Below are 23,873 nucleotides of genomic sequence, written 5' to 3'. Positions count from 1 at the left end.
AAGCCCGGCCCCCTGGGTACAACTCTTCCGTCCGGGCCGGTGGCCCGGTGCGGTGGTCAGTCGGTGGCCGCCACCGCTTCCTCCACCGAGGTGTGGATCGGGAACACCTTGGTGAGACCGGTGATGCGGAAGATCTTGAGAATGCGCTCCTGGTTGCAGACCAGGCGCAGCGAGCCTTCGTGGGCGCGCACCCGCTTCAGGCCGCCGACCAGCACGCCGAGTCCGGTGGAGTCGAGGAAGTCCACGCCCTCCATGTCGACGACGAGGTGGAAATTGCCGTCGTTCACCAACTCGACGAGCTGCTCGCGCAGCTTGGGCGCAGTGTATACATCGATTTCGCCACCGACCTCGACGACCGTGCGATCGCCGACGGTACGGGTCGACAGGGACAGGTCCACGGATCCTCCAGCACCTTGCTATCGAGCGGTCGTCCCTCGGGACACCTCGGCTTGGAGCCCCCGGGACGGTTCGCCAGCCGCGATGGCATTCAATCACTTACCGGCAGGCGTGCACGACGCCTTGCTCCCATTGTCCGTCACGCCAGTGACACACTCGGTGCCGATGACCGAGAATCACCGATCCGATCGACCCTTGGCGGACCCCGCCTCCCGACCGGCCGCGGGCACGGTCCTGGGCCGGCTCGCGGCGGGACCGGGCCGGGCTGCGCGCATCACTCATACGGAGCACTTGCCCCCGCGCGAGGGCCGCCATGCCGTCTGGCCGGACCGGATCCGCCCGGAGGTGATCGCGGCCGTGACGGCCGCGGGGATCGGGCATCCGTGGGAGCACCAGGCACGGGCGGCCGAGCACGCCCTGGACGGTGACTCGGTGGTGGTCGCCACCGGCACGGCCTCCGGCAAGTCCCTGGCGTACCTGGTCCCGGTGCTGTCGACGCTCCTGGACGGCGCCGAGGCCCCGAACGGGCGGGGCGCCACCGCCCTGTACCTGGCGCCGACGAAGGCCCTCGCCGCGGACCAGTGCCGATCGGTGAAGGAACTTTCACAACCTCTCGGCGCGTCGGTGCGCTCCGCGGTCTACGACGGCGACACCCCGTTCGAGGAACGGGAGTGGATCCGCCAGTACGCCACCTACGTCCTGACCAACCCGGACATGCTGCACCGCGGCATCCTGCCGTCGCACCCCCGCTGGTCCTCCTTCCTCAAGGCGCTGAGGTACGTGGTGATCGACGAGTGCCACACCTACCGCGGCGTCTTCGGCTCCCACGTCGCCCAGGTGCTGCGCCGGCTGCGCCGGCTGTGCGCCCGCTACGGGTCCTCGCCGGTCTTCCTGCTGGCCTCCGCGACCGCCGCCGAACCGGCCGTGGCCGCCCGCAGGCTCACCGGGCTCCCGGTGGTCGAGGTGGCCGACGACGCCTCCCCCCGCGGTGAACTGGTGTTCGCCCTGTGGGAACCGCCGTTGACCGAACTGGAGGGCGAGAAGGGCGCGCCCGTCCGCCGCACGGCCACCGCCGAGGCGGCCGACCTGCTCACCGACCTCACCGTGCAGGGCGTCCGCTCGGTCGTCTTCGTCCGCTCCCGGCGCGGTGCCGAGCTGATCTCGGTGATCGCCCAGGAGCGCCTGGCCGAGACCGACCGGTCACTGGCGCGGCGGGTCGCGGCGTACCGCGGCGGCTACCTCCCCGAGGAGCGCCGCGCCCTGGAACGCGCGCTCCACTCCGGCGAGTTGCTCGGCCTGGCCGCGACCAACGCCCTCGAACTCGGGGTGGACATCGCCGGGCTGGACGCGGTGGTGATCGCCGGCTACCCGGGCACGCGGGCGTCGCTGTGGCAGCAGGCGGGCCGTGCGGGCCGCTCCGGGCGCGGCGCGCTGGCGGTCCTGGTCGCCCGGGACGACCCCCTGGACACCTTCCTCGTCCACCATCCCGAGGCGCTGTTCGACCAGCCGGTGGAGTCCACCGTCCTCGACCCCGACAACCCCTACGTCCTCGCCCCGCACCTGTGCGCCGCCGCCGCGGAACTCCCACTGACGGAGGAGGACCTGGAGCTGTTCGGCCCCTCCTGCGAGGAACTGCTGCCCCAGCTGGAGGCGGCGAGGCTGCTGCGCCGCCGCACGAAGGCGTGGCACTGGACCCGCCGGGAGCGGGCCGCCGACCTGACCGACATCCGGGGCGAGGGCGGCAGGCCGGTGCAGGTCGTCGAGGCCGGTACGGGCCGGCTGCTCGGCACGGTCGACGCGGGTTCCGCGCACACCACCGTGCACGAGGGCGCGGTCCACCTGCACCAGGGCCGCACGTATCTCGTCCGCTCCCTGGACCTGGAGGACTCGGTCGCCCTGGTCGAGCAGGCCGCCCCGCCGTACTCGACGGTGGCCCGCGACACCACGTCGATCTCCGTCCTGGAGACGGACGTCGAGGTGGCCTGGGGCGACGGGCGCCTGTGCCACGGCTCCGTCGAGGTCACCAACCAAGTGGTCTCCTTCCTGCGCCGGCGGCTGATCACCGGCGAGGTGCTCGGCGAGACCAAGCTCGACCTGCCTCCCCGCACCCTGCGCACGCGTGCCGTGTGGTGGACGGTCACCGAGGACCAGCTGGACGCGGCCCGGATCACCCCGGAGATCCTCGGCGGGGCCCTCCACGCGGCCGAGCACGCGTCGATCGGCATGCTGCCCCTGTTCGCCACCTGCGACCGCTGGGACATCGGCGGCGTGTCCGTGCCGCTGCACCCGGACACGCTGCTGCCGACGGTCTTCGTGTACGACGGCCATCCGGGCGGCGCGGGCTTCGCCGAGCGCGCCTTCCACACGGCCCGCGCCTGGCTCGCCGCCACCCGCGAGGCCATCGCCTCCTGCGAGTGCGACGCCGGCTGCCCGTCCTGCATCCAGTCCCCCAAGTGCGGCAACGGCAACGACCCGCTGCACAAGAGGGGCGCGGTGCGACTGCTCACGGAGCTGCTGCGGGGAGCGCCGGAGGACCGGGGCGCCTGACCGCACGAGGTGACGGACCGGGACGCGCTCCGGGGACGGAGCCGGCGGCGGGGCGGAGCCCGGCCGGCCGGGAGGGCCGCCCATCGGTTCCGCGCGGGGCGGCGGGGAGCGCCGGACCGGCCGGGCGGGGAAGCGGCCTACCGGCTCCCCGCGGGGACGGTGGGGGGCGCCGGACCGGCGGGAAGGGGGAGCGGCGCCGGGGCCGTCTCGGCGACGACGGGTGGCGGGGCGTCTTCGGCGGTGCCGGGCGGCGGAGCCCCTCGGGGGAAGCCCGTGTCCGGCACCGGATCACCGGACACGGGGCCCGCCGGTCCCGCCCGTGCCCTGACCCGCGCCTCGAACGGGCCCCGGCCCGACACCGCGGTCACGTCCGAGACGCGGCCGGTCACCTGGCACCGCACGAGCCGGGCGGACTGGGCCCGGGCCACGCGTTCCGCCCGGGCGCACGCGGCCGTACCGCCCTTCGCCCAGTGGTCGGCCGCGGCGAGTGCCGCGAGGTCGGCGCCGCCGGCCGCGCGGTGCCGGACCACCACGGCCTGCCCCAGGGCCAGCACGGCACCGGACACGACGCACAGGACGGCGATCACCGCGACGCTCCAGACGGTGGCGGAGCCGCGGTCGGACCGGTCTGCCCGCCGGTCTGCCCGCCGGACGGCCCGCAGGACGGCCGCGGCCACCCGGCCGAGGCGCCGGACGCCGCCCGGCCGCGCCTCCACGGCACCGCCCCGCGGCCGGCCGCCCCTCACGGTCCCGCCCCCGTCCCGGCCGTCGGCTCCACCACCGCCACGGCCTCCTCGCGCACCTCGAACGGCAGGCCGCCCAGGAAGGGCGGTCTCGCCACGACGACCACGCGGACCCGGTCCGCCTCCCTGCCGACCGTGACCGCCGCGCCGCGCGGTGCCGCCTCGCGGGCCAGTTCGGCGACGGCCCCGGCCGGGTCCTGCCGGGCCGCCGCGCGCGCACCGGTCCGCGCCGCGTCCACGCACTGGATCTGCGCGGCCACGACCATCAGCCCCCACACCAGCGCCATCGCGAACATCACCAGCACCGGCAGCACCACGGCCGACTCCGCGGTCACGAACCCCCGGTCGTCCCCCCGGCGCGGACCGCGCTCACATCCGCGCATCGAGCGCCCGCTTCACGATGTCCTGCAACTCGGCGCTGACCGGCCCGCTCGTCAGCACCTTGTAGAGGACCGCGGCGAACGCCACGGCCGCGACGATCCCCATCGCGTACTCCGAAGTGACCATCCCCGCGTCCCGTCGCGCCCCGCGCGCCCGGCACACCAGGGCGCGCATCCGCGCCCGTACGACCTGATACATCCCGACCTCCGTGAGGAATCCCGTTCCCGATCACTTGCTCGACTGCTCCGGACAGCGCCGTGTCCCCTCCGTTCCGCTCACGCACCACCTCCTCCCAGAGCCCCGCCCGCGAGCCCGACGACCACCGGCAGGACGCCGACCGCGATGAAGGCGGGCAGGAAGCACAGCCCCACCGGAGCGGTGACCAGGACGGCGGCCCGCCGGGCCCGGGCCGTCGCGGCGCGCGCCCAGTCGGCGCGGGCGTCCGCGGCGAACCGGCCCACCGGTCCGGCCGCGGGGAGCCCGGACACACCGGCCCGCTCCAGCAGCCGGGCCAGGGGACCGGCGCCCGGGAGCGCGGCCAGCCGCCGCCAGGCCTCCCCCGGTTCGCTCCCGAGCCGCACCTCCGCCGCGCCCCGCGCCAGTGCGTCCCCGACCGGCCCGCCCAGCGCCTCGCCCACGGCCCGGGCCGCGGCGACCGGGCCGGCCCCCGCCGTGATGCACGCCGCCAGCAACTCGGCCGCCAGAGGCAGTTGCCGGGCCGCCTCGGCGGCGTCGGCGCCCCGTGCGGTCACCGCGGCGGCCGACCGCCGCGTCCACCGGTGCCACAGCACGGCGGCGACGACCGTCCCCGCCACCACCCCGGCCACGCCCCCGATCACCAGCCACGCGGCCCCGGCCGCGCCGGCCGGCGGCAGCCAGCCGCGTGCGACGCCCGGCACGTCGATGCGCCGGGCGGCACACGGCGCTTCCCCGGGCAGCAGTCCCGCGATCCGCCGCCGTACCCCGCGCTCGCACCGGACGGTCACCGCCCGCCGTGCCGCCCACGCGATCACCAGCACCATCCCCGAAACCGCCCCCAGCCCGTGGACGACGTCCCCGTTCACGCCGTCTCCTCCGCTCCCCGCACGATCCGCATCGCCCACCACATCCCCAGGCCCTCCAGCACGGCACCGGCGAGCAGGCAGCCCAGCCCCGCTCCGGTGTGCAGCAGCACGCGCAGCGGGTCGGCGCCGAGTGCGGTGCCGAGGAGGAGGCCCAGCGCCGGGAGCCCGGCGAGCATCACCGCCGTGGCACGGGCACCCGCCACCTGGGCGCGCAGGTCGGCCCGCTGGTCCCGCTCGGCGCGCAGCGCCCCCTCCAGCCGGTCGAGCCCGGCCGCGAGTCCGGCACCCCGGTCGACGGCCACCCGCCAGCAGGCGGCCAGGCCCAGCAGCCCTCCGGCGCCCGGTTCCCGCGCCGCCCTCGCGAGCGCGCCCGGCACGTCCCCCGCGAACCGGGCCGCCGCCAGCACCGCAGCCCGCCCGTCCCCGAGTCCCTCGCCGTCGCGCGCCGCGTACACCAGGGCCTCGCCCGGCTGCCGTCCGGCCCGCACCTCCCCGGCGATCGCCCCGCACAGCGCGATCACCGCGTCCGCCCGGCGCTCCCGCGCACGCCGCGCCCGTGCGGCCAGCCGCGCCCTTCGCAGCACCGGCACGCCGGCCGCCCCCGCGAGGGCCGGCAGCACCGAGGCTCCCAGCACCGCCAGCACCAGCCCGGCCACCACCGCCCACCACTCGCCCCGCAGCCGCCCGCGAAGCCGCCGCGCTCCGGCCGTCACCCGGTGGGCCACCGGCGGTCCGCCGCCGGCCACCGCGCCGCCCGCGAGCAGCAACCGCGCCCTCCGGTTCCCGGCGTGCCATCCGCCGGCCAGCCACACCGCCGCCCCCAGACCCGCCACGGCCGCGCCCGCCTGCGCCTCAGTCATCCCGGTCATCCGCGCACCTCCCCGCGCACTCCCGCCCCGGACACGCGCCGGCGCCGTCCGCGCGCCCGCACCCGTCGTCACCGCTCCGGGACCCTCCGCCCCGGAGCAACTCCCGCAACCCCTCCCACCCCCGCTCCCGCGCGAACGCCTCCGCGCCCCACCGCAGCGCCGGCACCGTCCGCACCAGACCCGAGGCGTCCCGTTCCAGCACGTGCACCTCGGCGACACGGCGCCGCCCGGACCGGTCCCGCACCAGGTGCAGCACCACCGACAGTGCCGCCGCCACCTGGCTGTGCAGCGCGGCCCGGTCGAGCCCCGCGGCCGTACCGAGCGCCTCCAGCCGGGCCGGTACGTCCCCGGCGGTGTTGGCGTGCACGGTCCCGCAGCCGCCCTCGTGACCGGTGTTCAACGCGGCGAGCAGGTGGACCACCTCGGCGCCGCGCACCTCGCCGACGACGAGCCGGTCCGGGCGCATCCGCAGCGCCTGCCGCACCAGGTCCTCCAGCGTCACCAGGCCCGCGCCCTCCTGGTTGGCGGGCCGGGTCTCCAGCCGGACGACGTGCGGGTGGTCCGGGCGCAGCTCCGCCGAGTCCTCGGCGAGCACGATCCGCTCCCCGGGCCCCACCAGCCCCAGCAGCGCGCTCAGCAGCGTCGTCTTGCCGCTGCCCGTCCCCCCGCTGACGAGGAAGGACAGCCGGGCCCGTACGAGCGCCCGCAGCACCCGGTCGCCGCCCGGCGGCACGGTGCCCGCCGCCACCAGTTCGCCGAGCGTGAACGCGCGGGGGCGGACGACCCGCAGCGACAGGCAGGCGCAGCCGACGGCGACCGGGGGCAGGACGGCGTGCAGCCGGGTCCCGTCGGGCAGCCTGGCGTCCACCCACGGCCGGGCGTCGTCCAGGCGGCGCCCGGCCACCGCGGCGAGGCGCTGCGCGAGCCGCCGCACCGCCCCGGCGTCCGTGAAGGACACGGACGTCAGTTCCAGTCCGCCGCCCCGGTCCACCCAGACCCGGTCCGGGGCGGACACCAGGACGTCGGTCACCGAGGGATCGGCCAGCAGCGGCTCCAGCGGCCCGCTCCCGACCAGTTCGGACCGCAGCCGATCGGCGGCCCTGAGCACTTCGGCGTCGCCGAGCACCCTCCCCTGCTCCCGCAGTGCCTGCGCGACCCGCGCGGGCGTCGGCTCCGCCCCGCGTTCGGCGAGCCACTGCCGCACGCCGTCCAGCAACCCCGCGGACATCCCGGCCGCCACCGTCTCCGACGGCCCCGAGGCCCTGTCGGGCACTCCCGGCACTCCGGAGACCCCCATCGCCCTCATACCGCCCCCGTCTCCACCAGTGCCCGCTCCCAGAACTCCCGGCAGAACCGCGCCAGCGGGCCGCGTCCGGTGCCGCCGGGGGGCTGCTCGCCCGTGACCGCGCGGGACAGGCCGGATTCCACGGGGATCTCGCCGGCCAGCGGCAGGGCGAGCAGGCGGGCCACCTCCCGGTCGTCGAGGCCGGGCGCGTACGGCCCGCGCACCGCGATCCGCAGGTCGCGCACGACCATGCCGACGGCGGAGGCCACCCGCCCGGCCGCCGCGACCGCGCGCAGTTCCGCCGGGACCACCAGGAGCCCGAGGTCGAGCTGGGCGAGCACCTCGGCCACCCCGTCGTCGACCCGGCGCGGCAGGTCGACGACGACCGCTCCACCCCGGCGCCGGGCCGCGGCGAGCACCGCCCGTACGGCCTGCGGCGGCACGGCGGCACAGTCGCCGCGGTCCCAGCTGAGCACCCGCAGCGAATGCAGTTCGGGCAGGGATTCCTCCAGGGCGCCGCCCCCGACCCGCCCGTGCGAGGCGGCGAACGCCGGCCACCGCAGCCCGGCGGCCGTCTCCCCGCCGAGCAGGACGTCGAGGCCGCCACCCAGCGGGTCGGCGTCCACCAGGAGGGTGCGCAGGCCCTCCCGTGCAGCGGTGACGGCGAGCGCGCAGGCCAGGGTGGAGGCCCCGGCGCCGCCCCGGCCGCCGATGACGCCGACGGTGAGGGCGGGACGTCCGACGCCCTCGGCGACGTCGGCGATGCGGTCGACCAGCCACGGTTCGCCGTCGGGCAGCACCAGCACGTGGTCGGCGCCGATCTCGACGGCCCGCCGCCAGACCCCGGGGTCGTCCGGGTCGCGGCCGACCAGCACCACATCGCGTCTGCGCGCCGTTCCGCGCACGCGCCGCGCGGCGTCGTCGCCCACCAGGACGAGCGGCGCCGCCTCCCACCCGCCGCGGCGCCGGGGTACCGAGTGGTGCACCTCGGGTGTGGCGCCGGCGGCCGCGCACAGGCGCAGCAGGTCGTCGAGGAGTTCGGTGTCCTCGGTGACGATCAGCGGTCCGCCGCCCCGCCCCGTGGCGGCGGTCGGCGGGCCGTGTGTGACGGTTCCGGCCACGGTCGCATCCCCCTTCGCTGCGCCGCTCGCGCAGCCCTCGGCTCCGCGGTGCGCTCAGGTGTGGAAAACCGGCGAGCGGTCTTCCTGTGGACGGCCGGAGAAAACCGGCCGGACGCGCCGGGCGAACGGAACCGGCCGGGAACTCGGCGCGGCCGTGGCGCGTCGGAATCACCGTGCCGGGATCGGGGAAATCGTGTGGATCTTGGTCGATAACTTGTGGACGACTCGATGGTTGTGAATATCACCGTCACCCATACCGGCGACCCCTCGCCGCCCCTCCCGCGGCTTCCGCAGAGCAGCCCGACGACTACGCACGGTGAGCGGTCGGGGGTGGTGCCGAGAGGCGTCCGCGGGCGCCGCGCCGTGGTGCACGGGCCTCGCCCGGCGAAGAAAAACCCGCCCGGACATGCGACGACCCCCGCCGGGGGGGAGAGCGGGGGTCGTCTCCACGGCCGACTCGGGGGGGGGGAGGAGTCGGACCGGGTTAGCACGGTCGCGAACGATCCGTGACTTCCATGGTGTACCCGAGAGCCCTCTCAGGCAAACCCACGCGCCCCACCTTACGCCGAATGGGCTGCGCCTATGCTCAAGCCCGTGGAAAACCACTCCTTGCCCCGCACGGCGGCCTTCTTCGATCTGGACAAGACGGTCATCGCGAAGTCCAGCACACTCACGTTCAGCAAGTCGTTCTACCAAGGCGGGCTGATCAACCGCAGGGCCGTCCTGCGCACCGCGTACGCCCAGTTCGTCTTCCTGGCGGGCGGCGCCGACCACGACCAGATGGAGCGCATGCGCGAGTACCTGTCCGCGCTGTGCCGCGGCTGGAACGTCCGGCAGGTCAAGGAGCTCGTCGCCGAGACGCTGCACGACCTGATCGACCCGATCATCTACGACGAGGCCGCCTCCCTGATCGAGGAGCACCACACCGCGGGCCGCGACGTCGTCATCGTCTCCACGTCGGGGGCCGAGGTGGTCGAGCCGATCGGCGAGCTGCTCGGGGCGGACCGGGTGGTGGCCACCCGAATGGTCGTGGGCGACGACGGCTGCTTCACCGGGGAGGTGGAGTACTACGCCTACGGCCCGACCAAGGCGGAGGCGATCAGGGAACTGGCCGCGTCCGAGGGGTACGACCTCTCCCGCTGCTACGCCTACAGCGACTCGGCGACCGACCTGCCGATGCTGGAGTCGGTCGGCCACCCGTACGCCGTGAACCCGGACCGCGCGCTGCGCCGCGAGGCCCTCGCGCGCGAGTGGCCGATCCTCGACTTCCACCGGCCGGTCCGGCTCAAGCAGCGCATCCCCGGGCTCTCCGTGCCGCCGCGTCCGGCGCTCGTGGCGGCGGCCGCGATAGGCGCCGCGGCGGCCACCGCGGGCCTGGTCTGGTACGCGTCCCGGCGCCGGGCCGCGGCGGCCTGACCCGCACGGCGCCCCCCGCCCCGCACCGGGCGGGCTCCTTTTCCGCGCATTTGAAGGTAAAAGTAAAAAATACGGCCAGGACTTCCCCTCGTTCCGGTCCTGGAGTACAAAGGATTCAACGGCCCGCGAGACCAAGGACATCCGAGAGGATCGCCTTAAGAAACGCAATTGGCCCCACGGACCGAGCGTGAACACCGGGCACCCACGCGACGTCGACCCGTCGATTACGGGCCAGCCGCACCAGGTGACGGGCAAAGTACCCGGCCTGATGGGCGACATATCGAGGACGCCTGGTAACCCGGTGATCACGCCAGCGGCGGTACGAGCATTCGTACCGCCGCAACCCTGCGAGGCCTCAAGGGGCCTTTTCCCGTTTTCGCGTACCGACTTGTGCGTACCGCGTCATGCGGCCCCGCGCTGCAGGGCCTCGCACACCGCCGTCGACTCGCGCGCCCCCAGCTCCACCGCCCTGCCGCAGTGCGCGATCCAGGCGGCCATGCCCTCGGGGGTGCCCGAGAGGTAGCCGTCGAACGCCGCGCGATAGGCCGTCCGGCCCAGTTCGGCGTGGCCCGCCTCGGCCGGGCAGACCGACTTGGGGTCGAGACCGCTGCCGACCAGGACGATGCGTTCGGCCGCGCGCGCGACGAGGCCGTTGTGGGAGACGAACGGGCGCAGCGCGAGGAGTTCGCCATGCACGACGGCGGCCGTCACCAGCGCGGGCGCCGAACCGCCGGCGATGATCAGACCGGACAGGCCGTCCAGGCGGGCGGACACCTCGGCCGGGCTCGGCAGCGGCGCGTCCGGCAGCGGTTCGTCGACCGTCTCGCCCGCCTGGCGCGGGCGCCCGACCTGCTCGGCCCCGTCCGCCGCGGCCACCAGGTGCAGACGGGCCAGCACGCGCAGGGGCGACTGCCGCCAGATGGACAGCAGTTGCCCCGCCTCGGCGGTCAGCCGCAGGGCGGCGCCCATGGTGCGCGCCCCGGCGTCACCACTGAAGTCGGTCCGCCGGCGCACCTCCTCCAGGGCCCAGTCCGCGCCGGACAGCGCCGCCGATCCGCGGGCGCCGCGCAGCGCCGCCTCGGACGTGATCTCGGTACTGCGGCGCCGCATGATCCGGTGCCCGTAGACCCGGTCCACGGCCTTGCGCACGGACTCCACGGAATCGGCCACGCCGGGCAGCGAGCCCAGGGCCGCGAGGGGGTCCTCCCTGTCCGAGCCCGTTCGGGAGCCGGAGGGGGGACCGGCGGACGCGCCTGTCGTACTCATGGGTACGACCCTACGCACACCGGCGCCCCGCCCCACGAAGGAGTGGTCTTCCTCACGCCCGTGTGCGACGGACCGCTGTCGCACCGCTACTGTTGGTGAACATGAAAATTGCTTTCGTCGGCAAGGGCGGCAGCGGCAAGACGACGCTGTCCTCCCTGTTCATCCGCCACCTCGCCGCCACCGGCGCACCCGTCGTCGCGATCGACGCCGACATCAACCAGCACCTGGCGACCGCCCTCGGCCTCGACGACGCCGAGGCGGCCGGGCTGCCCGCGCTGGGCGAGCACCTGCCGCTGATCAAGGACTACCTGCGCGGCACCAACCCCCGCATCGCCTCCGCCGAGACGATGATCAAGACGACGCCGCCCGGCGAGGGCTCGCGGCTGCTGCGGGTGTGCGAGGACAACCCGGTGTACGACGCCTGCGCCCGGCCGGTGGACCTGGAGGGGAACACCGTCCGCCTGATGGTCACCGGCCCCTTCACGGACGACGACCTCGGAGTCGCCTGCTACCACTCCAAGACCGGAGCGGTCGAGCTGTGCCTCAACCACCTGGTCGACGGCCGCGACGAGTACGTCGTGGTCGACATGACGGCCGGTTCGGACTCGTTCGCCTCCGGCATGTTCACCCGCTTCGACCTCACGTTCCTCGTCGCCGAACCGACCCGCAGGGGGGTGTCCGTCTACCGCCAGTACAAGGAGTACGCCGCCGACTACGGCGTCGCCCTGAAGGTCGTCGGCAACAAGGTGCACGGCCCGGACGACCTCGACTTCCTGCGCGCCGAGGCCGGGGACGACTTGCTCGTGACGGTCGGGCACTCGGACTGGGTGCGTGCCCTGGAGAAGGGCCGGCCGCCCCGGTTCGAGACCCTGGAGGACGCCAACCGCCAGGCGCTGCGCACCCTGCACGAGGCCGTCGACGCGACGTACGGGCTGCGGGACTGGGAGCGCTACACCCGCCAGATGGTGTACTTCCACCTGAAGAACGCCCGCTCCTGGGGCAACGAGCGCACGGGGGCCGACCTGGAGGCGCAGGTCGACCCCGGGTTCGTCCTCGGCGAGGGGGCGTTGGCGGCGGCTACCTCCTGACGGCCGGCGCCCCGGGCACGCCCTTCGGCGCCGGGGCGGGTCCGGCGGACAGGAAGGACGCCCAGCCCTCCTTCGGGGCCTCGCCCACCTTCAGGGTGCGCAGCTTGCGCAGAGTCGCGGGATCCTGGGCGTCCAGCCAGTCCACCAGCTGCCGGAAGGAGACGCAGCGCACCTCGTCCTTGGTGCACACGTGCTTCACGACCTCCTCGACGGCCCGCATGTACGTGCCGCCGTTCCAGGACTCGAAGTGGTTGCCGATGATCAGCGGCGCGCGGTTGCCGTGGTAGGCCCGGTAGAAGCCCTGGAGAAGGCCGTCGCGCATCTGGTCGCCCCACCGGCCGTGCTGCGACGGGTCGCCCTGGGTGGTGCCCGACTGGTTGACCATGAAGTTGTAGTCCATGGCGAGCTGCTCGAAGGTGTGCCCGGGGAAGGGCACGAGCTGCAGCGACAGGTCCCACAGCCCCTGCTCCTTCGTCGGCCAGACCTGGTTGCCGACGCCGCTGCTGTCGTAGCGGAAGCCCAGTTCGCGGGCGGCCTTCAGGAAGTTCTCCCGGCCCTCCAGGCAGGGTGTGCGGGCGCCGATCAGCTCCTTGTCGTAGTCGAAGGGCAGCGGGGCCGCCGTCGCCATCGAGGCGTTGGTCCTCCAGGTCTTCACGAACCGCTTGGCCTGGGCGACCTCGTCCTTCCAGTCCGCGACCGACCAGTCGCCGACCCCGCCGCTGCCGCCGCAGAAGTGGCCGTTGAAGTGGGTGCCGATCTCGTTGCCCTCCAGCCACGCCAGGCGCAGCTGTTCCACGGTGTCGGCGATGCCCCGGGCGTCGTTGAAGCCGATGTCGGAGCGGCCCGGGGGGTGCTGCGGCGGCCGGTACAGGTCGCGCTTGTCCTTCGGCAGCAGGTACACCCCGCTGAGGAAGTACGTCATCGTCGCGTCGTTGTCCTTGGCCACCTTGCGGAAGCGGGAGAACAGCTTCTGGCTGTCCTCCCCCGCGCCGTCCCAGGAGAACACCACGAACTGGGGCGGCCGGCGGCCGGCCTCGAGGCGCTCGGGCCGCGGCAGGTGCGGCTGCGCCCCGGTGTAGGCGGTGGAGCCGTCGCCGATCAGCCGGACCGCGTTCTCGGGAGCGGGGGCCGGCTTCGCCTTGTCCGGATCGTGCGCCCCCTCCCGGGAGGGGGCGGTTCCGCAGCCGGCGAGTGACGCGGCGCAGACCGCGGCGACCACGGCTTTCGCGGTGACTCTGTGGGTGGCGGCCATGTTCCGCCCACCTTCTTCCTTCTCTCGGGGCCAACGCCGATGGGGCAGTGCGATGGGGCAGTGCCGTGCCGGACGGTGCCGTCGGCGCGGCCAAGGTCGCACGGAGAAGAGAAGGAATTAATACGACAAGCCGATCAAATGGGCATTTCACCCGTTGGGGTGGCGTATTGGGCCATTTGCATGGGAAATCTATGCCCTTCCTTTACTCCGCATTACGATCCATTTACTGAGAGTTGTCTCATCCCGCCGTTTGACGCCGTGACCCACGGCCGCGCACCCCCCGCCCCGGAGGCGGGGAGCCACCTGAACCGCGACCGCGTAGCCCCGGAGGAGACGGGAAACATGTCAGCCTGCGTCCCCACCCGCGCCGACGAATCGACTCGGAGCAAGCCCGTTCACCAGCCCCACAGCCCGCCGCACCGGCCCCGCCGCTTCCGTATCGCGGGTGCCGACGTGTCGGCCTCGATCGCGGTCTTCCTGATCGCCCTGCCCCTGTCCCTGGGCATCGCCCTCGCCACCGGCGCCCCCCTCCAGGCCGGCCTCGTCGCCGCCGCGGTGGGCGGGATCGTCGTCGGATGGTTCGGCGGCTGCCCGCTCCAGGTCAGCGGCCCCGCCGCCGGCCTCACGGTGGTCACCGCCGACCTCATCCAGCAGTACGGATGGCGTGCGACCTGCGCCATCACCGTGTTCGCCGGCATCGCCCAGCTGGGCCTGGGCTGCCTGCGCGTGGCCCGCACCGCGCTCGCCGTCAGCCCCGCCATCGTGCACGGCATGCTCGCCGGCATCGGCGTCACCATCGCCGTGGCCCAGTTGCACATCGTCCTCGGCGGCGCCCCGCAGAGCTCGGTGCCGGACAACCTGCGCGCCCTGCCCGGCCAGCTGGCCGACCTGCATCCGGCCTCGGTCTCCGTCAGCGCGCTGACCCTGGCCCTGCTGGCGCTGTGGCCGCGGCTGCCCGGCCGGGCCGGGCGGATCCTGCGCAAGGCCCCGGCCGCGCTCGTCGCCGTCGCCGGGTCCACCGCGGTCGCGGCGCTCGCCGGGCTCCGGCTGCCCAAGGTCGACCTGCCGTCCTGGAGCAACCACGCCCTGGCCGCGCTGCCCGACGGCCCGGTGCTGGGCCTGGTGGCCGCCGTCCTGACCATCACGCTCGTGTGCAGCGTGCAGTCGCTGCTCGGCGCGGTCGCCGTGGACAAGATGGTCGCCGCCCGGACGGACCTGTCCGGCCGCGTCGCGCGGTCCGACCTGGACCGGGAGCTGCTCGGACAGGGCGCCGCCAACATCGCCTCCGGCGCGCTCGGCGGACTGCCCATCGCGGGCGTGGCCGTGCGCAGCACCGCCAACGTGAACTCCGGTGCCGTCAGCCGGAACTCCACGATGCTGCACGGCGTCCTCGTGGTGATCGCCACCCTGCTGGCCGTCCCGGCCCTGGAGCTCATCCCGCTCGCCTCGCTCGCCGCCCTGGTCATGTCCGTCGGCATCCAGATGGTGTCCCTGCACCACATCCGCACGGTGACCCGCCACCGCGAGGTCCTGGTGTACGCCGTCACCACCCTCGGCGTCATCGGCTTCAACGTCCTGGGGGGCGTCGCCCTCGGGGTCGCCGTCGCCGTCGCCGTCGCCCTGCACCGCCTGACCCGCACCCGCATCACGCACGAGGAGAGGGAGGGGGTCCATCACATCCGTGTACGAGGCCAGTTGACGTTCCTCGCGGTGCCGCGGCTCAGCCGTGCCCTGCACCTCGTGCCCCAGGGCACCGGCGCCGTCGTCGAGCTGGACGGGTCGTTCATGGACCACGCGACGTACGAGACCCTGCAGGACTGGCAGAAGACGCACACCGCGCGGGGCGGCACCGTCGAGATCACCGGCCGCCTCCCCGGCACGCGCATCTCCGGGCCCGCCGAATCGGGCGACTGCCGCTGCAGCCCCTGGACGCCCTGGCGCAACCACCAGTGCGACGAACGCCCGCGGACCGCCCCCGAGTCCGGTGCCGGGGGCCCGGCCGGCGAATTGGCCGGGCACGAACTGGCGCGGGGCATCAGCGCGTTCCAGCGCAACACCGCCCCGCTGGTGCGCGGCGAGCTGGCCCGGCTGGCCCGCGAGGGACAACGGCCCTCGCAGCTCTTCCTCACCTGCGCCGACTCACGGCTGGTCACCTCGATGATCACGTCCAGCGGTCCCGGCGACCTGTTCGTGGTGCGCAACGTGGGCAACCTCGTGCCGTTGCCCGGCGAGGAGAGCGGCGACGACTCGGTGTCCGCCGCGATCGAGTACGCGGTGGACGTGCTCAAGGTGCGGTCCATCACCGTGTGCGGACACTCCGGATGCGGGGCTATGCAGGCGCTGTTCGGCTCCGAGCCGGGGGGAGCGCGGACGCCCCTCAAGCGGTGGCTGCGGCACGGGCGGCCGAGCCTGGAGCGCATGGCCGGCGCCGGCGGCTCCCCGGTCCGGCTGGCCGGCCGCGAGCCCGCCGACGCGGTCGAGCGGCTCTGCCTGACCAACGTGGTCCAGCAGCTGGACCACCTGCGCGCCCACGACTCGGTGGCCCGCGCCCTGCGGGCCGGCGAACTGGAGCTTCAGGGCATGTACTTCCACGTGGGCGAGGCCCAGGCGTACCTGCTCGCCGAGGAAGGGGACGACCGGGTGTTCACCCTCGTGCGGGAGGCCGGACTGCCCGCCTGACCCCGGGCGGGAAGACCGGTGCGCGGTCCGCCCCGGCGCGGGCCGCGCACCGGCGTGCCGGGACCTCGCCCCCCGGTGCGCCGGCGACCGACCCGCCGTGAACCCCTGCCGCCCGGCATCCGTGGATGGGGATGACCGCGGACGGCGGGGCCGACAGCCCGCGCTCACGGCCCATAACCGCTCAGAGGTCTAAACCAATTCACCATCGGCCCTTGTCACCGCCCCCTCGTGTCTGATGAGCTGTGGCTTGGGACACAGCGCACATCCTGAGAACGGGAGATGTCGTGAGCAACGAAAGCCTGGCCAACCTGCTGCGTGAGAACCGCAGGTTCACGCCCCCCGCCGAGCTGGCCGCCAACGCCAACGTCACGGCGGAGGCGTACGAACAGGCCAAGGCTGACAGGCTCGGCTTCTGGGCCGAGCAGGCCCGCCGGCTGAGCTGGGCCAAGGAACCGACCGAGACCCTCGACTGGTCGAACCCGCCGTTCGCCAAGTGGTTCAAGGACGGCACGCTCAACGTGGCGTACAACTGCGTGGACCGGCACGTGGAGGCCGGCCACGGCGACCGCGTCGCCATCCACTTCGAGGGCGAGCCCGGCGACAGCCGCGCGATCACCTACGCCGAGCTGAAGGACGAGGTCTCCCGGGCCGCCAACGCCCTGCTGGAGCTCGGCGTGCGGAAGGGCGACCGGGTCGCGATCTACATGCCGATGATCCCGGAGACGGCGATCGCGATGCTGGCGTGCGCCCGGATCGGCGCCGCCCACTCGGTGGTCTTCGGCGGCTTCTCCTCCGACGCCCTCGCCACCCGCATCCAGGACGCCGACGCCCGGGTCGTCATCACCGCCGACGGCGGCTACCGGCGCGGCAAGCCCTCCGGGCTCAAGTCCGCCGTGGACGAGGCCGTCGAGCGGGCCGGCAGCGTCGAGCACGTGCTCGTGGTCCGCCGCACCGGCCAGGACGTCGCCTGGAACGACCGCGACCTGTGGTGGCACGAGGTCGTCGGCCGGCAGTCCGCCGAGCACACGCCGGAGGCGTTCGAGGCCGAGCACCCGCTGTTCATCCTCTACACCTCCGGCACGACGGGGAAGCCGAAGGGCATCCTGCACACCTCCGGCGGCTACCTGACCCAGGTGGCGTACACCCACTGGGCGGTCTTCGACCTCAAGCCGGAGACCGACGTGTACTGGTGCACCGCCGACGTCGGCTGGGTCACCGGCCACTCGTACATCGTCTACGGCCCGCTGGCCAACGGCGCGACGCAGGTCATGTACGAGGGCACGCCCGACACCCCGCACCAGGGCCGCTTCTGGGAGATCGTGCAGAAGTACGGGGTGACGATCCTCTACACCGCCCCGACCGCCATCCGCACGTTCATGAAGTGGGGCGACGACATCCCCGCCAAGTTCGACCTGTCCTCCCTGCGGATCCTCGGCTCGGTCGGCGAGCCGATCAACCCGGAGGCGTGGGTCTGGTACCGCAAGAACATCGGCGCGGACCGCACCCCGGTCGTCGACACCTGGTGGCAGACCGAGACCGGCGCCATGATGATCTCGCCGCTGCCGGGCGTGACGGAGACCAAGCCCGGCTCCGCCCAGCGCCCGCTGCCCGGCATCTGCGCCACCGTCGTCGACGACGAGGCGAACGAGGTGCCGAACGGCGGCGGAGGCTACCTCGTCCTCACCGAGCCGTGGCCCTCGATGCTGCGCACCATCTGGGGCGACGACCAGCGCTTCGTCGACACGTACTGGTCGCGCTTCGAGGGCAGGTACTTCGCCGGCGACGGCGCCAAGAAGGACGACGACGGCGACATCTGGCTGCTCGGGCGCGTCGACGACGTGATGCTGGTCTCCGGCCACAACATCTCCACCACCGAGGTCGAGTCCGCGCTGGTGTCCCACCCGTCGGTCGCCGAGGCGGCCGTGGTCGGCGCGGCGGACGAGACGACCGGCCAGGCGATCGTGGCGTTCGTGATCCTGCGCGGCACGGCGGCCGAGACCGACGACCTGGTCTCCGAGCTGCGGGCGCACGTCGGCGCCACGCTCGGCCCGATCGCCAAGCCCCAGCGGATCCTGCCGGTGGCCGAACTGCCGAAGACCCGCTCCGGCAAGATCATGCGCCGTCTGCTGCGGGACGTGGCGGAGAACCGGCAGCTCGGGGACGTCACCACGCTCACCGACTCCACGGTCATGGGCCTCATCCAGGCCAAGCTGCCGCAGACGCCGAGCGAGGACTGACCGATCGGGAAAAGGGCACCCGGCGTCCACGGCGCCGGGTGCCCTTTCGGCGTGACGCCCGCCGTGTGAACATCGTCCAGCCTGTTCATCGCACATTAGGTAAGCTAAGGAACACATAAGAGACACATCGAGATCCTCATGGTGCGCCGGGAAGTCTGGTCGGCATGTGTTCCGTGCTGCCCACCGACCGGAGGTCTCCCGTGACCGCGCCCCGCACCACCCGCAAGCTCTTCGACCGCCTCTCGCTGCCGGAGCGGACCTTCGTCGCGGACGCGCTGCGCACCGAGACCGTCGGCGGCGTGCTGCTGCTGGCCGCCGCCATAGCCGCCCTGCTGTGGGCGAACATACCCGCGCTGCGCGACAGCTACGAGAGCGTCAGCCACTTCCACTTCGGCCCCGGGGCCCTCGGCCTGAACCTGTCGGTCGCCCACTGGGCCGCCGACGGACTGCTCGCGGTCTTCTTCTTCGTCGCCGGGACCGAGCTCAAGCGCGAACTCGTCGCCGGTGACCTCAAGGACCCGAAGGCCGCCGCCCTGCCGGTGGTGGCCGCGCTGTGCGGCATGGCCGCACCGGCGCTCGTCTACATCCTCACCAACGCCGTCCAGGGCGGCTCGCTGGCCGGCTGGGCGGTGCCCACCGCCACCGACATCGCCTTCGCGCTGGCCGTCCTCGCCGTCGTCGGCACCTCGCTGCCGAGCGCCCTGCGGGCCTTCCTGCTCACCCTGGCCGTCGTCGACGACCTGTTCGCCATCCTGATCATCGCGGTCTTCTTCACGGAATCGCTGGACTTCGCCGCGCTCGGCGGCGCCGTCGTGGGCCTCGCCCTCTTCTGGCTGCTGCTGCGCAAGGGCGTACGGGGCTGGTACGTGTACGTCCCGCTGGCGGTGGTGATCTGGGGCCTGATGTACAACAGCGGCGTCCACGCCACCATCGCCGGCGTGGCGATGGGCCTGATGCTGCGCTGCCACCGCCACGACGGCGAGGAGCACTCCCCGGGCGAGCGCATCGAGCACCTCGTGCGCCCCCTGTCGGCGGGTCTGGCCGTCCCGCTGTTCGCGCTGTTCAGTGCGGGGGTGTCCGTCTCCGGCGGGGCGCTCGCCGACGTGTTCACCCGGCCGGAGACCCTCGGTGTCGTCCTCGGGCTCGTCGTCGGCAAGACGCTCGGCATCTTCGGCGGCACCTGGCTGACGGCGCGTTTCACCCGGGCCTCGCTCAGCGACGAGCTCGCCTGGGCCGACGTGTTCGCGGTGGCGACCCTGGCCGGGATCGGCTTCACCGTCTCCCTGCTGATCGGCGAGCTCGCCTTCGAGGGCGACGCGACGCTGACCGACGAGGTCAAGGCCGCCGTCCTGGCCGGCTCCCTGATCGCGGCCTGCCTGGCCATGGTGCTGCTGCGGATACGCAACACCAAGTACCGCAGGCTGACCGAGGCCGAGGAGCGCGACGAGGACCTCAGCGGCATCCCGGACATCTACGAGGAGGACGACCCGGCCTACCACCTGCGCATGGCGGCCATCCACGACCGCAAGGCCGCCGAGCACCGCCGGATCGCCCAGGAGAAGACCGCCGAGCGGCACGGGCTTGCCGAAGTGCCGGGCGGGGCAGGCGAGGAGGACGAAGGTCCGGCATGATCTGACGAGACGGTACAAAAGACGGGACCGTACGCAGTCACGATCAAGACGGCAGCCACGGAACCGCAGGCACAAGAGGGAGACCGCGATGAGCGCACCCGACGGCAGCCCGGTCGGCACCGAACGCAGCATCGGCCAGTTGTTCGCCTCGGCGACCACGGAATTGTCGGCGCTGGTGCACGACGAGATCGCGCTGGCGAAGGCGCAGCTCAAGCAGGACGTCAAGCGCGGCGCGACCAGCGGTGGGGCGTTCACGCTGGCGGGCATGGTGCTGCTGTTCTCGCTGCCGATGCTGAACTTCGCCCTCGCGTACGGCATCCGCACCTGGAGCCACTGGAACCTGGCGATCTGCTTCCTGCTGTCGTTCGCGGCGAACGTGCTGGTCGCCGTGGCCCTCGCGCTGATCGGCGTGGTCTTCGCGAAGAAGGCCAAGAAGGGCCGCGGGCCGCAGAAGGTCGCCGCCTCGGTGAAGCAGACCGCGGGTGTGCTGCAGAAGGCCAAGCCGCACCCGCGCCCGAAGCTGCCGCGGGACCACAGCCCCGAGGCCCTCGAGGCTGTGGCACGCTCGTCCTCATGACGGGCTCCTCCCTCCCCTCGGGGCACTCCCCCTCGGCGCAACCCGCCTCGGTCGTCCACCTCGACGTCCCCGGCGGGCGCGAGGTGATCCACCGGGACGTCGCCGCCAACGGTGCCCGCTTCCACATCGCCGAGCTGGGCGACGGACCGCTGGTGCTGCTGCTGCACGGCTTCCCGCAGTTCTGGTGGACCTGGCGGCACCAGCTCGTGGCGCTCGCCGACGCGGGCTTCCGCGCGGTCGCCATGGACCTGCGCGGCGTCGGCGGCAGCGACCGCACCCCGCGCGGCTACGACCCGGCGGGCCTCGCCCTGGACATCACCGGCGTGGTCCGCTCCCTGGGCGAACCGGACGCCGCGCTGGTCGGCCACGACCTGGGCGGCTACCTGGCGTGGACGGCCGCGGCGATGCGGCCCAAGCTGGTGCGGCGGCTGGCGGTGGCCTCCATGCCGCACCCGCGCCGCTGGCGCTCGGCGATGCTCGCCGACATCCGGCAGACCCGGGCCGGCTCCCACATCTGGGGCTTCCAGCGCCCCTGGATCCCGGAGCGGCGGCTGACCGCCGACGGCGGCGCGCTCGTGGGCCGGCTGATCCGGGACTGGGCGGGACCGCGCGGTGTGGACGAGGAGGCGGTGGAGGTCTACCGCCGCGCCATGTGCATCCCGTCCACGGCGCACTGCTCCATCGAGCCCTTCCGGTGGATGGTGCGGTCGCTGGCCCGCCCGGACGGCATCCAGTTCAACCGCCGGATGAAGCGGCCCCTGCGCGTGCCGACCCTGCACCTGCACGGCTCGCTCGACCCCGTGGTGCGGGCGCGCAGCGCCGCCGGGTCCGCCGAGTACGTCGAAGCGCCGTACCGGTGGCGGCTGTTCGACGGCCTCGGACACTTCCCGCACGAGGAGGACCCGATCGCCTTCTCCTCCGAACTGATCAATTGGCTGAAGGATCCCGAGCCCGACCGGTGACCGGATGAACGCGCCCGACGCCCGGTGGCGAACGCTTGTCCTATAATGGCCACTTGCCCGGCGCATAGGCCAATTGGCCGCCCGGCGGGCGATTACCGACCTTGGGGCGGGGGCACAGGTCCGGGTATGGGCTGGACGCACGACTACAGTGACGCAGCACGCGACCGCCGCCCCACGGGCGGTGTGAGCACCCACCGGCAAGGCGGCGCCCCGTACACGGCGGAGGCGGACCCGCGGGTGGGCATTCCGCGCATCCTGCGCCGCCGGGCCCGCTGGGTCTCGGTACGCCTGCGTCACTCCCGCGGCTGAGCCCGCGCGTTACAGCGCGCAGCTGTCGCTGTCCACCTGCCGGTTCGCGGCACGGCCCCGGTCGATGTCCTGCCGGATCTCGTCCGCGGTGAGCGCGTACCCGGTCTCGGCGTCGTCGAGGGACTTGGCGAAGACCACGCCGTAGACCTCGCCGTCGGGAGTGAGCAGCGGGCCGCCGGAGTTGCCCTGGCGGACGGTCGCGTACAGCGAGTACACGTCACGGTGGACGGTGCCGCGGCGGTAGATGTCGGGGCCGTTGGCGGTGATGCGGCCGCGCACGCGCGCGGGGCGCACGTCGTACGCCCCGTTCTCCGGGAAGCCGGCCACGATCGCGCCGTCGCCGCTGTCCGCGTCCTCGTCCGCGAACCGCAGGGCGGGCGCCCTCAGGTCCGGCACGTCGAGGACGGCGATGTCGCGCCGCCAGTCGTACAGGACGACCGTCGCGTCGTACACGCGGCCCTCGCCCCCTATCTGGACGACGGGCTCCTCGACGCCGCCGACGACGTGGGCGTTGGTCATCACCCGGCGCTCGGCGAAGACGAAACCGGTGCCCTCCAAGACCTTGCCGCAGCCGGTGGCGGTGCCGGTGACCTTGACGATGGAGCGCTGGGCGCGGACGGCGACGGCGCTGTTCGCGAGCGCCGGGTCGGGCGGCTGGACCTCCTTGATCGGCTCGTTGGAGAACGGGCTGAAGACCTGCGGGAAACCGTTCTGCGCGAGGACCGAGGTGAAGTCCCTGAACCAGGTGTCCGCCTGTGCGGGCAGCGCCTCCGACACCCCCAGCAGCACCTTGGAGCCGCGGACCTCCCTGCCCACCGTGGGCAGCGTGGTCTGGGCGAGGGCGGAGCCGATCAGCCAGGCCACCAGCAGCATCGCGACGACGTTGACGAGGGCGCCGCCGGTGGCGTCCAGGGCGCGGGCCGGGGTCCAGGTGATGTACCGGCGCAGCTTGTTGCCGAGGTGGGTGGTCAGGGCCTGGCCCACGGACGCGCAGACGATCACGACGACGACCGCGACGACGGCGGCGGCGGTGCTCACCTCCGCGTCCTCGGTGAGGGCGGCCCAGATGACGGGCAGCGCGTAGACCGCGGCGAGGCCGCCGCCCAGGAAGCCGGTCACCGACAGGACGCCGACGACGAATCCCTGGCGGTAGCCGACGACCGCGAACCAGACGGCGGCGATCAGCAACAGGATGTCCAGCACGTTCACCGCTTCAGGCCTCGCCTCGTCGTCTTCCGCTCACACCAGTCCGGCCGGGGGCCCGTCCGCCGCGCGGCGGCGGGACACGGCGGCCCCGGGACACACAGCACGGGGGCCACCCTGTCACGACCGCCAGTCGAGCGGGACCTGCCTGTCCCGGTCCCAGGGCCGCTCCCAGCCCGCGAAGTGCAGCAACCGGTCGATGACACCGGCCGTGAACCCCCACACCAGGGCCGATTCGACCAGGAAGGCCGGGCCGCGGTGGCCGGAGGGATGGACCGCGGTGGCGCGGTGCGCGGGGTCCGCGAGGTCCGCCACGGGGACCGTGAAGACCCGTGCCGTCTCGTCGGGGTCGACGACACCGACCGGGCTGGGCTCGCGCCACCAGGCCAGCACGGGGGTGACGACGAAGCCGCTGACCGGGATGTAGAGCCTCGGCAGCACGCCGAAGAGCTGCACCCCGGACGGGTCGAGCCCGGTCTCCTCCTCGGCCTCCCGCAGGGCGGCCCGCAGCGGGCCGTCCCCCTCCGGGTCGCCGTCCTCGGGGTCGAGGGCGCCGCCGGGGAAGGACGGCTGCCCGGCGTGCGAGCGCAGCGAGCTCGCCCGTTCCATCAGCAGCAGCTCCGGACCGCGCTCGCCCTCGCCGAACAGGATCAGCACGGCGGACTGCCGCCCGGCGCCGTCCTCGGGCGGCAGGAAGCGGCTCAGCTGTCCCGGCTGCACCGTCTCCACGGCCCGCACCACCGGGTCCAGCCAGCCCGGCAGGCCCTCCGTGCCGAGTGTCACGCCCCGCGTCCCGCTCGTCCTTGTCATCGCCACCCCCGTCGTCCTGCCCCGCTCAACGCCCGGC

At 73.8% G+C, this 23,873-nt stretch carries 20 protein-coding genes and 1 pseudogene; 9 read left to right on the top strand and 12 right to left on the bottom strand.

All coding sequences use genetic code 11. The features are described 5' to 3' along the window. Positions 1-56: 56 nt before the first annotated feature. Positions 57-398, bottom strand: coding sequence for an anti-sigma factor antagonist BldG (gene bldG / locus ACSU6Z_RS15930; protein WP_010986038.1), 342 nt, complete (start codon positions 396-398; stop codon positions 57-59). A gap of 82 nt (positions 399-480) precedes the next feature. Here bldG and ACSU6Z_RS15925 point away from each other — a divergent pair, with 82 nt between their 5' ends. Then, positions 481-2,943 carry a DEAD/DEAH box helicase gene (locus tag ACSU6Z_RS15925; RefSeq protein WP_437046306.1) on the top strand — a complete coding sequence of 821 codons (2,463 nt, stop codon included), beginning with the start codon at positions 481-483 and terminating at the stop codon, positions 2,941-2,943. Between the two features lie 299 nt (positions 2,944-3,242). On the opposite strand, the pseudogene ACSU6Z_RS15920 reads toward ACSU6Z_RS15925, so the two are convergent. The 7 genes and pseudogenes from ACSU6Z_RS15920 to ssd all read right to left on the bottom strand — a co-directional run. Continuing rightward, positions 3,243-3,605: pseudogene (locus ACSU6Z_RS15920) on the bottom strand (Rv3654c family TadE-like protein); the annotation flags it as partial. Between the two features lie 80 nt (positions 3,606-3,685). Continuing rightward, a complete protein-coding gene (locus tag ACSU6Z_RS15915; protein ID WP_437046304.1) occupies positions 3,686-4,069 on the bottom strand; it encodes a TadE family type IV pilus minor pilin in 384 nt (127 codons plus the stop codon). After that, complete coding sequence (locus tag ACSU6Z_RS15910) at positions 4,056-4,265, bottom strand: DUF4244 domain-containing protein (RefSeq protein ID WP_437046302.1); 210 nt, start codon at positions 4,263-4,265, stop codon at positions 4,056-4,058. Before ACSU6Z_RS15910 ends, ACSU6Z_RS15915 begins: the two co-directional genes overlap by 14 nt. Before the next feature lie 77 nt (positions 4,266-4,342). Then, entirely contained in the window at positions 4,343-5,131 is a 789-nt protein-coding gene (locus tag ACSU6Z_RS15905; protein ID WP_437046300.1) for a type II secretion system F family protein, read from the bottom strand. Continuing rightward, entirely contained in the window at positions 5,128-6,000 is an 873-nt protein-coding gene (locus ACSU6Z_RS15900; RefSeq protein ID WP_437046298.1) for a type II secretion system F family protein, read from the bottom strand. The genes ACSU6Z_RS15905 and ACSU6Z_RS15900 overlap by 4 nt, the downstream gene beginning before the upstream one ends. Next, positions 5,984-7,228 (bottom strand): TadA family conjugal transfer-associated ATPase, encoded by a 1,245-nt coding sequence (locus ACSU6Z_RS15895; protein WP_437050335.1) that lies wholly within the window; start codon positions 7,226-7,228, stop codon positions 5,984-5,986. The genes ACSU6Z_RS15900 and ACSU6Z_RS15895 overlap by 17 nt, the downstream gene beginning before the upstream one ends. A gap of 74 nt (positions 7,229-7,302) precedes the next feature. Beyond that, on the bottom strand, positions 7,303-8,406 hold the full coding sequence (gene ssd, locus ACSU6Z_RS15890) for a septum site-determining protein Ssd (protein ID WP_437046296.1): 1,104 nt from the start codon (positions 8,404-8,406) through the stop codon (positions 7,303-7,305). A 582-nt stretch (positions 8,407-8,988) separates the two neighbouring features. On the opposite strand from ssd, the gene ACSU6Z_RS15885 reads away from it, so the two are divergent. After that, positions 8,989-9,822: an HAD family hydrolase gene (locus ACSU6Z_RS15885; RefSeq protein WP_437046294.1), complete on the top strand. Its 834-nt coding sequence runs from the start codon at positions 8,989-8,991 to the stop codon at positions 9,820-9,822. A gap of 402 nt (positions 9,823-10,224) precedes the next feature. Here ACSU6Z_RS15885 and ACSU6Z_RS15880 read toward each other — a convergent pair whose 3' ends face one another. Continuing rightward, a complete protein-coding gene (locus ACSU6Z_RS15880) occupies positions 10,225-11,088 on the bottom strand; it encodes an oxidoreductase (protein WP_437046292.1) in 864 nt (287 codons plus the stop codon). A gap of 101 nt (positions 11,089-11,189) precedes the next feature. Between ACSU6Z_RS15880 and ACSU6Z_RS15875 the strand changes: the two genes are divergently transcribed. After that, the gene (locus ACSU6Z_RS15875; protein ID WP_437046290.1) at positions 11,190-12,176 is read left to right on the top strand and encodes an ATP-binding protein; all 987 of its coding nucleotides are present in this window, start codon (positions 11,190-11,192) and stop codon (positions 12,174-12,176) included. On the opposite strand, the gene ACSU6Z_RS15870 is transcribed toward ACSU6Z_RS15875, so the two are convergent. Continuing rightward, the gene (locus ACSU6Z_RS15870; protein WP_437046288.1) at positions 12,166-13,428 is read right to left on the bottom strand and encodes a hypothetical protein; all 1,263 of its coding nucleotides are present in this window, start codon (positions 13,426-13,428) and stop codon (positions 12,166-12,168) included. The two genes, ACSU6Z_RS15875 and ACSU6Z_RS15870, sit on opposite strands and share 11 nt — an antisense overlap. Before the next feature lie 342 nt (positions 13,429-13,770). On the opposite strand from ACSU6Z_RS15870, the gene ACSU6Z_RS15865 reads away from it, so the two are divergent. The 6 genes from ACSU6Z_RS15865 (at position 13,771) to ACSU6Z_RS15840 (ending at position 21,823) form a co-directional block, all read left to right on the top strand. Further along, on the top strand, positions 13,771-16,107 hold the full coding sequence (locus tag ACSU6Z_RS15865; RefSeq protein WP_437046286.1) for a SulP family inorganic anion transporter: 2,337 nt from the start codon (positions 13,771-13,773) through the stop codon (positions 16,105-16,107). Positions 16,108-16,391: 284 nt separating this feature from the next. Further along, entirely contained in the window at positions 16,392-18,344 is a 1,953-nt protein-coding gene (gene acs, locus ACSU6Z_RS15860) for an acetate--CoA ligase (RefSeq protein ID WP_437046285.1), read from the top strand. Positions 18,345-18,544: 200 nt separating this feature from the next. Continuing rightward, the gene (nhaA, locus tag ACSU6Z_RS15855; protein WP_437046283.1) at positions 18,545-19,975 is read left to right on the top strand and encodes a Na+/H+ antiporter NhaA; all 1,431 of its coding nucleotides are present in this window, start codon (positions 18,545-18,547) and stop codon (positions 19,973-19,975) included. Positions 19,976-20,063: 88 nt separating this feature from the next. Beyond that, positions 20,064-20,552, top strand: a complete 489-nt coding sequence (locus ACSU6Z_RS15850; protein ID WP_437046281.1) for a phage holin family protein — start codon at positions 20,064-20,066, stop codon at positions 20,550-20,552. After that, positions 20,549-21,514 carry an alpha/beta fold hydrolase gene (locus ACSU6Z_RS15845; protein WP_437046279.1) on the top strand — a complete coding sequence of 322 codons (966 nt, stop codon included), beginning with the start codon at positions 20,549-20,551 and terminating at the stop codon, positions 21,512-21,514. The genes ACSU6Z_RS15850 and ACSU6Z_RS15845 overlap by 4 nt, the downstream gene beginning before the upstream one ends. A 126-nt stretch (positions 21,515-21,640) precedes the next feature. Then, positions 21,641-21,823, top strand: coding sequence for a hypothetical protein (locus ACSU6Z_RS15840; RefSeq protein WP_437046277.1), 183 nt, complete (start codon positions 21,641-21,643; stop codon positions 21,821-21,823). 9 nt (positions 21,824-21,832) lie between these two features. On the opposite strand, the gene ACSU6Z_RS15835 is transcribed toward ACSU6Z_RS15840, so the two are convergent. Together ACSU6Z_RS15835 and ACSU6Z_RS15830 are read right to left on the bottom strand one after the other, a co-directional pair. Next, positions 21,833-23,032 carry a MarP family serine protease gene (locus ACSU6Z_RS15835; RefSeq protein WP_437046275.1) on the bottom strand — a complete coding sequence of 400 codons (1,200 nt, stop codon included), beginning with the start codon at positions 23,030-23,032 and terminating at the stop codon, positions 21,833-21,835. A gap of 114 nt (positions 23,033-23,146) precedes the next feature. After that, the gene (locus tag ACSU6Z_RS15830) at positions 23,147-23,836 is read right to left on the bottom strand and encodes an NUDIX hydrolase (RefSeq protein ID WP_437046274.1); all 690 of its coding nucleotides are present in this window, start codon (positions 23,834-23,836) and stop codon (positions 23,147-23,149) included. Positions 23,837-23,873 lie beyond the last annotated feature (37 nt).

The sequence above is a fragment of the Streptomyces sp. enrichment culture genome (assembly GCF_964273145.1).
Classification (GTDB): Bacteria; Actinomycetota; Actinomycetes; order Streptomycetales; family Streptomycetaceae; genus Streptomyces.
This window is presented reverse-complemented; position numbering and strand designations above follow the sequence as displayed.

Excerpts from the sequence above, each read along its gene's own strand:
- ACSU6Z_RS15850 (WP_437046281.1), top strand. The coding sequence starts at position 20,064 with ATGAGCGCACCCGACGGCAGCCCGGTCGGCACCGAACGCAGCATCGGC.
- ACSU6Z_RS15885 (WP_437046294.1), top strand. The coding sequence starts at position 8,989 with ATGCTCAAGCCCGTGGAAAACCACTCCTTGCCCCGCACGGCGGCCTTC.
- ACSU6Z_RS15865 (WP_437046286.1), top strand. The coding sequence starts at position 13,771 with ATGTCAGCCTGCGTCCCCACCCGCGCCGACGAATCGACTCGGAGCAAG.
- ACSU6Z_RS15880 (WP_437046292.1), bottom strand. The coding sequence starts at position 11,088 with ATGAGTACGACAGGCGCGTCCGCCGGTCCCCCCTCCGGCTCCCGAACG.
- ACSU6Z_RS15925 (WP_437046306.1), top strand. The coding sequence starts at position 481 with ATGGCATTCAATCACTTACCGGCAGGCGTGCACGACGCCTTGCTCCCA.
- ACSU6Z_RS15895 (WP_437050335.1), bottom strand. The coding sequence starts at position 7,228 with ATGTCCGCGGGGTTGCTGGACGGCGTGCGGCAGTGGCTCGCCGAACGC.
- ACSU6Z_RS15840 (WP_437046277.1), top strand. The coding sequence starts at position 21,641 with ATGGGCTGGACGCACGACTACAGTGACGCAGCACGCGACCGCCGCCCC.
- ACSU6Z_RS15870 (WP_437046288.1), bottom strand. The coding sequence starts at position 13,428 with ATGGCCGCCACCCACAGAGTCACCGCGAAAGCCGTGGTCGCCGCGGTC.
- ACSU6Z_RS15875 (WP_437046290.1), top strand. The coding sequence starts at position 11,190 with ATGAAAATTGCTTTCGTCGGCAAGGGCGGCAGCGGCAAGACGACGCTG.
- ACSU6Z_RS15915 (WP_437046304.1), bottom strand. The coding sequence starts at position 4,069 with ATGCGCGGATGTGAGCGCGGTCCGCGCCGGGGGGACGACCGGGGGTTC.
- ACSU6Z_RS15845 (WP_437046279.1), top strand. The coding sequence starts at position 20,549 with ATGACGGGCTCCTCCCTCCCCTCGGGGCACTCCCCCTCGGCGCAACCC.
- ACSU6Z_RS15910 (WP_437046302.1), bottom strand. The coding sequence starts at position 4,265 with ATGTATCAGGTCGTACGGGCGCGGATGCGCGCCCTGGTGTGCCGGGCG.
- ACSU6Z_RS15900 (WP_437046298.1), bottom strand. The coding sequence starts at position 6,000 with ATGACCGGGATGACTGAGGCGCAGGCGGGCGCGGCCGTGGCGGGTCTG.
- ACSU6Z_RS15830 (WP_437046274.1), bottom strand. The coding sequence starts at position 23,836 with ATGACAAGGACGAGCGGGACGCGGGGCGTGACACTCGGCACGGAGGGC.